This is a genomic window from Streptococcus mitis (assembly GCF_047463435.1).
GTDB classification, from domain to species: Bacteria; Bacillota; Bacilli; order Lactobacillales; family Streptococcaceae; genus Streptococcus; species Streptococcus mitis_DS.
In genome coordinates this window covers 133456-143593 of the sequence record NZ_JASHDW010000005.1, presented here as the reverse complement: position 1 = coordinate 143593, position 10138 = coordinate 133456, and the positions used below count along the sequence as shown (strand labels likewise).

Sequence of the window (10138 nt, the reverse complement as noted above, 5' to 3'; positions counted from 1 at the left end):
TCCTCCTTCAGCGTTCTACTTGCATGTATTAGGCACGCCGCCAGCGTTCGTCCTGAGCCAGGATCAAACTCTCATTAAAAGTTTGAGTTCTCACTCATTTCTGTCACTGACAGATTTATTGTTTTTTTCATTGTTCAGTACTACAACAGTTGTTGTAGTGCCCTGCACATTGGTTCGTCTTGTTCAGTTTTCAAAGGTCTTTGTCACTCGCTTCTCTCAAGTGACAACTATATTAGTATATCACAGTCGCTTTCGCTTGTCAACACTTTTTTGAAACTTTTTTTATTTTTTTCAATCAGTATTTCTTCTGCAACATACCATAGTCCGTACGGGATTCGAACCCGTGTTACCGCCGTGAAAAGGCGGTGTCTTAACCCCTTGACCAACGGACCAGAGTTGTTATTTTCAACTCTTACTATTATACCCACTTTTCAAACTTTGTCAACACCTTTTTTAAACTTTTTTTATTAATTTTACAACTGCTTCAGTCCGAGCTGTATGTGGGAACATATCGACCGACTGGATATAACGAAGATCATAGACTTCTACTAAGCGCACTAAATCACGAGCCAAGGTCGAAACATTACAAGAAATATAAACCATTTTTTCTGGTACATAAGTAAGAATAGTGTCTAATAACTTATCATCCAGACCTGTACGTGGTGGGTCTACAATCAGAGCATCTGCCCGGTAGCCTTCTTTGTACCAACGAGGAATAATCTCTTCTGCCGGTCCAGCTTCATAATGAGTATTGTCAAATCCCATTCTTTCGGCATTTCGCTTGGCATCTTCAATGGCTTCTGGAATAATATCCATACCTCTGAGAGTCTTTACTTTCTTTGCGAAGGCAAATCCAATCGTTCCAACACCACAATAAGCGTCAATCAAATGGTCTTCTTTATCAACATCCAGCGCTTTTACTGCCTCGCTATAAAGGACTTCTGTTTGTTCAGGATTTAGTTGATAGAAAGCTCGAGGAGATAGTGAAAATTCATAATCGAGTACACCTTCTTGAATACTCTTTTCTCCCCAGATAATCTCTGTCTTTTCACCATAAATCTCACTGGTTTTAGCTGTATTTGTATTCACAGCTACTGTCACAACTTCTGGGAAATCTTTAATTAAATCTTTTACCAGCAGGGTTAAATTAAGCTGGCGGTTTGTAACAATAATAATCTGAACCTGTCCAGTCTTTCTTGCTCGTCGAACCATTATAGTTCTAACACCTAGAACTTTTCTCTCATCCGTGATTGGAATTTGGTGAAAAGTAAGTAATTCCGCTAGACGATTAGCAATCACTTGGGTTTCCTTGTCTTGTACCAGGCAATCTTTCAACTCTACTAGATAATGAGAGTTCTGCGCATATAAGCCTGCCTTGACCTGATTCTTAAATTTTCGAGTCTGAAATTGTAACTTAGCACGGTAGTACTTTGGTTCTTGCATACCAATCGTCGGGCGGATTTCATAATTTTCATATCCTGCAGGGGCAAATTTTTTCAGCGCTTGATAAAGTAAGTCCGTCTTGAACTCCAGCTGCTTATCATAATGCAGGTGCATGATTTGGCAGCCTCCGCATTCATTGTAAATAGTACAGGCTGGCACAACTCGAAATTTAGACTTCTTATTAACCTTTAGTAATTTTGCTTCAACAAAGTTACGTTTAATAGAAGTAATCTGACAATAGATATCTTCTCCTTTGAGAGCACCAGGCACAAAGACCAATGTTTTTTGATAAAAGCCGATTCCCTCACCATTAATTCCCATGCGCTTGATTTTTAATGGTATTTTTTGTTTCACTTTCAGATTCATACCCCTATCTTATCACATTTTGAGTTATAATAGAACTATGAAAATCACAAAACTTGAAAAGAAAAAAAGTCTCTATCTGATGGAGCTTGATAATGGCGACAAATGCTACATCACTGAAGACACAATTGTTCGTTTTATGTTATCTAGAGATAAGGTGATAAGCCAAGAAGAATTGAAAGAGATTCAGGACTTTGCCAAATTTTCTTATGGTAAGAATCTAGCCCTCTACCACTTATCATTTAAAGCACGTACTGAAAAAGAGGTCAGTGAATATCTAAAAAAATATGATATTGATGAAAACATCGTTTCTCAAGTCATTATTAATCTTAAAGAAGATAAGTGGATTAATGATGGCCAGTACGCTTATGCTATTATCAATGCCAATCAACTTTCAGGAGACAAGGGGCCTTATGTACTGACTCAGAAACTAGCTCAAAAAGGGATTTCAAAATCTATTATAGAAGAGAACTTGAAAGAATTTGATTTTTCTGAAGTTGCTCAACGTGTAGCCAATAAACTATTGAAGAAATATGAAGGAAAACTTCCAGCTCGTGCTTTGCAAGATAAGATTATCCAAAATTTGACCAACAAGGGGTTTTCCTATTCTGATGCTAAAAGTGCCTTTGAACAGTTGGATAGTCAAGTTGACCAAGAAACGACTCAGGAACTCATCTTTAAGGAACTTGATAAGCAATATTCTAAGTATGCCCGAAAATATGAAGGATACGAACTTAAACAGCGTTTAACCCAAGTTTTAGCACGAAAGGGCTACGATTTTTCGGATATAGCAAGCGCTCTTAGAGAATATCTTTAAGATTTTCATGTAAAATTCACAGATTTTAGGTAATTTTATGGTACAATAGTAAACGATAAACTTATAAATTGTAGAAAGTTGGTTAGTTATGAAGCTTCCAAAAGAAGGCGACTTTATTACAATTCAAAGTTATAAGCATGATGGGAGTCTCCACCGAACTTGGCGGGACACCATGGTACTAAAAACAACAGAAAACGCCATTATTGGTGTCAACGATCATACACTGGTTACCGAAAGTGATGGTCGTCGTTGGGTCACTCGAGAACCGGCTATTGTTTACTTTCACAAGAAATATTGGTTTAATATCATTGCCATGATTCGTGATAATGGAATTTCCTACTATTGCAATATGGCTAGCCCCTACTATCTGGATGAAGAAGCACTGAAGTATATTGATTACGATTTGGATGTTAAAATTTTTACAGATGGAGAGAAACGTCTCTTGGACGTTGAGGAGTATGAGCGTCACAAACGCAAAATGAATTATTCTGATGACTTGGACTACATTTTAAAAGAACATGTCAAAATTCTTGTTGATTGGATTAACAATGGACGTGGTCCTTTCTCAGAAGCCTATGTAAACATTTGGTACAAGCGCTATGTAGAACTAAAGAATCGGTAAAGTTGTCAAACTGGGGTTAAGGCCCCGGTTTTTTTATTTGATAAACCCAGCTTTTCAGCTGGGCTTATCCTTATATATCTAATTTCGTAACAGTAAATTTGATGTGTGAATAGTCTTTTTCAACATCCTTATCCAGCAAGAACGCTGTGGCGTCCTTCTTAACCTGAACCAGGTCAATATTCTGGGCTTGTGCTGCATAGACACATCCACAATAACATTGACGGTAGATGTCATACTCTTCACACATCTCTACCGAACGTTTGTAACCTTGATTTTTCTTGAAATCACTTGGAAGATAGTGGGTTGTATAAATTTTTTGCACATCGATTCCGATACTATTAATGGTTTGAGAATTCTTATGAGGACTGATGGTCAAGGCTGAGCCAAAGTAGTCAAAGCCCAAGTCCATAGCCACTTGCGCCGTCTTATCCAGTCGGTAGTCAAAGCAAACCTTACAACGGTCGCCACCTTCAGGCTCCTCTTCCAAACCTCGAACCAGTTTACGATATTCGTTAGGTTCATAAGGAGCTTCTAGATATTGAACGTTATTGCCAGTTCGCTCATTGAAATCACTGACAAACTTTTTAGTCACATAGGCACGCTTATGGTATTCTGCCTTGGGATGGATATTAGAATTGGCAAAATAAATGGTCACGTCTGCATACTTAGTCAAATATTCTAGAGTATAGGTACTGCAAGGGGCACAGCAAACATGCATGAGAATAGTTGGCCGTTGCTCATTTTTCTCCCATACTTGTACCATCTTCTGCATGACACGGTCATAATTAATCTTCTGATTGGGGTTCATCTTGCTCAGAATTTCTTCTACATCGATCATGTTCTTCTCCTTTTTCTAGTCTTATTTTATCATATAAATTAGGAGAGCTCAAATCTATTTAGAAGTGAATAGCATAAAAAGGAGGAATAGGCATTCCCTCCTTTTGTTTTTTATAAGTTGTTTTCTATAGAAAACTTACATCATGCCGCCCATCATGCTTGGATCCATTGCTGGAGCCGGGGCTGCTGGTTCTGGTTTATTGGCTACGACTGCTTCTGTTGTCAAAATCAAGCTGGCTACAGATGCTGCATTTTGTAGAGCTGAACGACTCACTTTAACTGGGTCGATAATCCCTTGATCAATCATGTTAACCCATTCACCAGTTGCTGCGTTGAAGCCTGTCCCAACTTCAGCATTTTTCAAACGATCGATGACGATTGAACCTTCGAATCCTGCATTGTGGGCGATCTGACGGACAGGTTCTTCCAAAGCACGGAGAACAATATTGCGGCCTGTTGCTTCGTCTCCTGTTAATTCCAAATCAGCCACGGCTGGAATCACATTGACAAGAGCTGTTCCACCACCTGCAACGATTCCTTCTTCAACAGCTGCACGAGTAGCATTGAGGGCATCTTCAATGCGGAGTTTCATTTCTTTCAACTCAGTTTCAGTTGCGGCTCCGACCTTAATAACCGCTACACCACCTGATAATTTCGCCAAGCGTTCTTGCAATTTTTCACGGTCAAACTCAGAAGTTGTGGTTTCGATTTGAGACTTGATAACCGCAACACGGTGGGAAATCGCTTCAGGATTTCCAGCACCTTCTACGATAACAGTGCTATCTTTGTCCACAGTTACTCTCGCTGCTTGACCAAGTGCTTCAATTGTCGCATCTTTCAACTCAAGACCTAGGTCTTCTGTGATAACTGTTCCGCCTGTTAAGATGGCAATGTCTTCGAGCATAGCTTTACGACGGTCACCAAATCCAGGCGCCTTGACTGCTACCACGTTGAAGGTTCCTCGAATCTTGTTCAAAACAAGAGTTGGAAGAGCTTCACCATCTACATCATCCGCAATAATCAAGAGTGGACGATTGCTTTGGAGAATGCTTTCTAGGAGTGGCAAGATTTCTTGGATATTGGAAATCTTCTTGTCGGTAATCAAGATATATGGATTTTCAAGGTCAGCCACCATTTTTTCGCTATCTGTCACCATGTACTGTGAAAGATAACCACGGTCAAACTGCATTCCTTCTACGACTTCAAGCTCTGTTTCCATACCACGTGACTCTTCGATAGTGATGACTCCGTCTTTGCCAACTTTTTCCATAGCTTCAGATATGTATTCACCTACTTTTTCGGAACGAGAAGAGACGGCGGCAACCTGAGCGATGGCTTCTTTGTTGGCAACAGGAATAGCATTGTTTTTCAAGGCTTCAACTGCTGCAGCAACTGCTGTTTCAATCCCACGACGAATACCGATTGGATTGGCACCTGCTGTGACGTTTTTGATGCCTTCACGGACGATTGCTTGGGTCAAAACAGTTGCAGTTGTAGTCCCATCACCTGCAATATCATTGGTTTTTGAAGCTACTTCTGATACCAATTTGGCACCCATATTTTCAAAATGGTCTTCTAATTCGATTTCTTTGGCAATGGTCACCCCGTCATTGGTAATCAAGGGTGAACCGAATGACTTTTCAAGAACGACATTACGACCTTTTGGTCCCAAGGTTACTTTAACAGTGTCTGCAAGGATATCGACACCACGGACCATAGCTGAACGGGCATCTGATGAAAATTTAATTTCTTTTGACATACTTACTTTCTCCTTCTATTCTTCAATGATAGCCAAGATGTTAGCTTCGCCTACGATGATGTACTTTTCATCACCATCTTTGACATCAATACCTGCGTGGGCTTCAACTAAGACACAGTCTCCAGCTTTAACACTTGGAGCAACCAAGTCACCGTTCAAGGTACGAACACCTTGTCCAGTAGCCACAACTTGGGCTGTTTTTGTTTTTTCTTGGGCTGAGCCTGCAAGGACAAAGCCTCCAACAGTTTGTTCTTTTTCTTCGATTTTTAAGACCACACGGTCCCCTAATGGTTTCAACATCTGCTTTCCTCCATAATGAGATAGATATCATTAGCACTCTTTATATTCGAGTGCTAATTCATAGTTCTATTGTATCACTTGGTCAAAAATAGTCAAGAAAAAAGTCTGACTTTTTCAAGATAAAAAGCCTGAGACCAACTCAGACTTTTCAATACTTAAAATGGCAATTCTTCCTCTTCCAAGACCAAGTCCACCAAATCTTGGCCTACATTATTTTCACGCATGGCACGTTGGGCACGACTTTCCAAGAGTTGGAATCCTGTGACGAGGACTTCGGTCACATAATTCATTTGACCATTTTTCTCAAAACGACGGGTACGCAATTCCCCATCAACAGAAATGAGACTACCTTTGGTTGCGTAGCTTGCCAAAGTTTCTGCTAGTCTGCCCCATAGGACCATATTGACAAAATCAGCTTCACGTTCACCGTTTTGATCTTTGTAACGACGGTTCACAGCGATAGTTGCTCGCGCTACCGACTTGTCATTGTTGGTTTTGTGCAATTCTGGTGTAGACGTTAAACGCCCAATCATGATAACTTTATTATACATATTTTTTCCTCCTACTTATCTATTCGTAGGAAATCAAAAAAGTTACAGAAATTTGTAACTTTTCGAGGAAATTTTTTAGTTTTTATGAACCATGAAACCTGTCGCCTGTTGATTGGCCATAATGGTCATATCTGTAATCTGCACACGGCGAGGTTGACTGGTTACATAGACTACTGTGTCTGCAATATCCTGAGCTTGCAAGGCTTCGATTCCTTGGTAAACGGATGCAGCCCGCTCTTTATCACCGTGAAAACGCACTGTAGAAAAATCTGTTTCGACAATCCCAGGCTGAATGGTTGTCACCTTGATATCCGTTGCGATGGTATCAATTCGCAGACCATCTGAAAAGGTCTTAACTGCTGCCTTGGTGGCCGAATAAACTGCTGCACCTGCATAGGCATAAATTCCTGCGGTTGAGCCCATATTGATGATATGTCCTTGATTGGCTTTTACCATTGCTGGCAAGAAACAGCGAGTGACTGCCATCAAACCTTTGACATTGGTATCCAGCATGGTCAACATATCCAACTCCTCATAGTCTTGATAGGGAGCCAAACCTAGAGCCAGTCCGGCGTTATTAACCAAGATGTCAATCTTCCCTATCGTTTCTATAATATCAGAGCAGACAGTTTTTACCATGTTCATATCCGTGACATCTAGCGGAAAAGCCCAAACTGTTTGATTTGGGAAGGTCTCTGCAAACTCCGACTTTAGGGGTTCTAATCGGTCTATCCGTCGGCCTGTTAGAACGACATTCTCACCCTGCTCCAGATAAGCACGCGCAATCGCTTCACCGATTCCTGATGTCGCTCCTGTAATCACTACATTTTTTGCCATCTTATTTCCTTCTATCTGGTCTATCAGATACTGACAACTTCTTAGGCAGTCCAGTGTTTCGCTGGGTCAAATGGAGTTCCGACAACTTGGCCTTCTGATAATTCAATAATACCACGTTTTTGCGGAGCATTTGGCAGATTCAATTCACGAGGACTGCACATCATGCCAAAACTCTTTTCACCACGAAGTTCGCCTGGGAAAATAAGATTGCCTTTTGGCATCATAGCTCCAGGAAGAGCTACAATGGTTTTCAACCCAAGACGCGCATTGGGAGCCCCTGCAACGATTTGCACTGTCTTGTCACTTGCGACTGCAACTTGGCAGATGTTGAGGTGGTCACTATCTGGATGAGCTACCATCTCGACAATTTCACCAACAACAAACTTAGGTTCCTTGTCATTAACAATTTCCTCTGCGAAACCTTCCGCCTGCAATTCTTGGTTCAAACGAGCTACTTGCTCATCTGATAAAAAGACTTGACCGCGCTCTGCAATTTCAAACAAACTTGAAACTTCGAAAATATTCCACGCCACTGTTTCCCCATTCTCTTTGAGGAAAACACGAGCTACCTTACCTTTGCGCTCCACGTCCAACTTGGCATCTCCGCTGTTTTTCACGATGACCATAAGGACATCACCGACATGTTCTTTGTTATATGTAAAAATCATTATTTCTATTTTCTCCTATTTCAGTCCTGCTAAAAAGTCATTAATTTGTTGCTTGCTTTTACGGTCGCGATTGACAAAACGGCCGATTTCCTTGTCCTTTTCTAGAACAACAAGGCTAGGGATTCCATATACATCCCAGAGTTTGGCCAAATCCATATACTGGTCTCGGTCCACTCGAATAAAGGTAAACTCTGGATTAGTTTTCTCAATCTCTGGCAAGGCAGGATAGATATAACGGCAATCGCCACACCAGTCCGCCACAAAAAGGAAAACCTTCTTGCCATCTTTTTCTACTAAAGATGCTAATTCTTCTAAACTTGCTGGTTGTATCATAAGACTTCCTCCTCATAGACTAGGTCTTCATTTTCATAGACAAAGGTATAATGACGGCCATCCTCAAAAATGACGCCACCAACCAAGCTCTCTAGACTGCTTTCATAGACTTGAACATAGAGGGTCGCAATTTCCCCCATATCTGAAAAATGGTCTCGCACAATCTCTGTCAACTCTTTCTGAGTCTTCATGAGCTTATGGTCATCTGCAACTTTTTTCGTAGCAAGGGCAAGACTCCCAATACCAAGCAGAGCCAGACCTGCCATCCACATTTTTTTAGCTTTCATACCATTCATTTTAACACAAAAAAGGCTTTAGGACAAATGAGGAAGTAGCAGAAAAGCAAGTAAAAAGCCTCTTCCTTTAAGGAAAAGGACTTCTTATACTAGAGCAAACTAGGAAGCTAGCCGCAGGTTGCTCAAAGCACTGCTTTGAGGTTGTAGATAGAACTGACGAAGTCAGCTCAAAACACTGTTTTGAGGTTGTGGATGAAACTGACGTAGTTTGAAGAGATTTTCGAAGAGTATTATTCTTATTGCCAGGCTCCTGAGTTTCCAACGTAGTAACCATCAGGTGTGTAGGTATTGCGAAGCATCTTACCTGATGAAGCTAGATAATACCACTTGCCATTATCTTTGACCCAATCATTCGCTAGCATGGCACCAGAAGAACTTACATAATACCATTCTCCCTTGTCATAAACCCAAGTGCTTTCTTTCATGGCTCCTGAAGTTGATAAATAGTACCACTTGCCTTGATCGTAAAGCCAGTCACTAGCAATCATAGCTCCTGATGATTTAAAGGCATACCAGTTGCTACCTTGATAGAGCCAAGTTTGATTGAACATGACCCCTTTATCATTCATAAAGTACCAAGTTCCCTTGTCTTTAACCCAAGCATTCTGTACTAATTGACCTTGTTTTTGATAGTACCAGTTTTGGTCTGATTGTAGCCAGCTTTCGGCTTTCACAATTGGATAAAGTTCTCTGAAGGCTCCTCCCCCTTTGTAGAAATGACTAATAGATTCTGGTTTTGTAAGTTTTAACTCACCATGATCATAGTCTTCCCAAGCATAGACTTTTTGACCATTGACAGTCTCTGGTAAGGTAGCAGTGTAAGTCTTGGTTTGATAATTCCATTTAGCATCGAGGTAAGTGTATTGATTATTTGATTCTTCAATACGGTAGTAACCACTCTTTCCACCATTATAAACGTCATCTACCACTTTAGTGGACCAGGTCTTTACTTCATTTCCGCTCTTGGCTTCTACCTTGATATCTCCTCTATAGCCATAAGGTACGTAGAAATTCAGGTAACGCCCCTCTGTACCGACCATAGACTTGTCCTTTTCTTGACCTAGGAAATTGACAGTCTGATCTTGACCATTGAGACTGACTGTCCACTCGATTTTCTCGGTTTTTGGCAAATCTAAAACTTTAATATCCACTTCATGACCATTGTTAAACCGAAGAATCTTGCCATCTTGATACTTAACGCCACCCTTAATAACCCACTCTTCTTCAAGATCGAAGGCCTTTCCCGAATGAGGGAAAGCTAGTAAAGCTAGACCAGCTAGAGACAAACCAAATAATGTGATTTTTTTCATTG

General features: G+C 40.7%; 12 protein-coding genes, 1 tRNA gene and 1 rRNA gene. 2 read left to right on the top strand and 12 right to left on the bottom strand.

Features of this window, described 5'->3' with window-relative positions:
- The 3 genes from QM843_RS04645 to rlmD all read right to left on the bottom strand — a co-directional run.
- A 16S ribosomal RNA gene (locus tag QM843_RS04645) occupies nt 1-79 on the bottom strand; the annotation flags it as partial.
- Nucleotides 80-320: 241 nt separating this feature from the next.
- A tRNA-Glu gene (locus QM843_RS04640) sits at nt 321-392 on the bottom strand.
- Nucleotides 393-453: 61 nt separating this feature from the next.
- Nucleotides 454-1809, bottom strand: a complete 1356-nt coding sequence (gene rlmD / locus QM843_RS04635; protein WP_102210517.1) for a 23S rRNA (uracil(1939)-C(5))-methyltransferase RlmD — start codon at nt 1807-1809, stop codon at nt 454-456.
- Between the two features lie 37 nt (nt 1810-1846).
- On the opposite strand from rlmD, the gene recX reads away from it, so the two are divergent.
- Nucleotides 1847-2623 carry a recombination regulator RecX gene (recX, locus tag QM843_RS04630; protein WP_414304580.1) on the top strand — a complete coding sequence of 259 codons (777 nt, stop codon included), beginning with the start codon at nt 1847-1849 and terminating at the stop codon, nt 2621-2623.
- Between the two features lie 88 nt (nt 2624-2711).
- Nucleotides 2712-3245: a nucleoside tri-diphosphate phosphatase gene (gene ntdP, locus QM843_RS04625; protein ID WP_000775316.1), complete on the top strand. Its 534-nt coding sequence runs from the start codon at nt 2712-2714 to the stop codon at nt 3243-3245.
- A 70-nt stretch (nt 3246-3315) separates the two neighbouring features.
- Here the strand turns inward: ntdP and QM843_RS04620 are convergent, their stop codons facing one another.
- The 9 genes from QM843_RS04620 to QM843_RS04580 all read right to left on the bottom strand — a co-directional run bounded on the left by QM843_RS04620 (nt 3316) and on the right by QM843_RS04580 (nt 10136).
- Nucleotides 3316-4083, bottom strand: coding sequence for an epoxyqueuosine reductase QueH (locus QM843_RS04620; protein WP_020900987.1), 768 nt, complete (start codon nt 4081-4083; stop codon nt 3316-3318).
- A 135-nt stretch (nt 4084-4218) separates the two neighbouring features.
- Nucleotides 4219-5841 (bottom strand): chaperonin GroEL, encoded by a 1623-nt coding sequence (groL, locus tag QM843_RS04615; protein WP_000031580.1) that lies wholly within the window; start codon nt 5839-5841, stop codon nt 4219-4221.
- Nucleotides 5842-5856: 15 nt separating this feature from the next.
- Nucleotides 5857-6141, bottom strand: coding sequence for a co-chaperone GroES (gene groES / locus QM843_RS04610; protein WP_261044157.1), 285 nt, complete (start codon nt 6139-6141; stop codon nt 5857-5859).
- A gap of 155 nt (nt 6142-6296) precedes the next feature.
- On the bottom strand, nt 6297-6692 hold the full coding sequence (locus QM843_RS04605; protein WP_414304579.1) for a single-stranded DNA-binding protein: 396 nt from the start codon (nt 6690-6692) through the stop codon (nt 6297-6299).
- Nucleotides 6693-6767: 75 nt separating this feature from the next.
- Entirely contained in the window at nt 6768-7529 is a 762-nt protein-coding gene (locus QM843_RS04600) for an SDR family NAD(P)-dependent oxidoreductase (RefSeq protein ID WP_414399159.1), read from the bottom strand.
- Nucleotides 7530-7570: 41 nt separating this feature from the next.
- Entirely contained in the window at nt 7571-8197 is a 627-nt protein-coding gene (ytpR, locus tag QM843_RS04595; protein ID WP_414304578.1) for a YtpR family tRNA-binding protein, read from the bottom strand.
- 15 nt (nt 8198-8212) lie between these two features.
- Entirely contained in the window at nt 8213-8530 is a 318-nt protein-coding gene (locus QM843_RS04590) for a thioredoxin family protein (RefSeq protein WP_000615778.1), read from the bottom strand.
- Complete coding sequence (locus QM843_RS04585; RefSeq protein ID WP_414304577.1) at nt 8527-8826, bottom strand: DUF4651 domain-containing protein; 300 nt, start codon at nt 8824-8826, stop codon at nt 8527-8529. Before QM843_RS04585 ends, QM843_RS04590 begins: the two co-directional genes overlap by 4 nt.
- Before the next feature lie 236 nt (nt 8827-9062).
- Nucleotides 9063-10136 (bottom strand): N-acetylmuramoyl-L-alanine amidase family protein, encoded by a 1074-nt coding sequence (locus QM843_RS04580; protein ID WP_414304576.1) that lies wholly within the window; start codon nt 10134-10136, stop codon nt 9063-9065.
- Between the last annotated feature and the right edge of the window lie 2 nt (nt 10137-10138).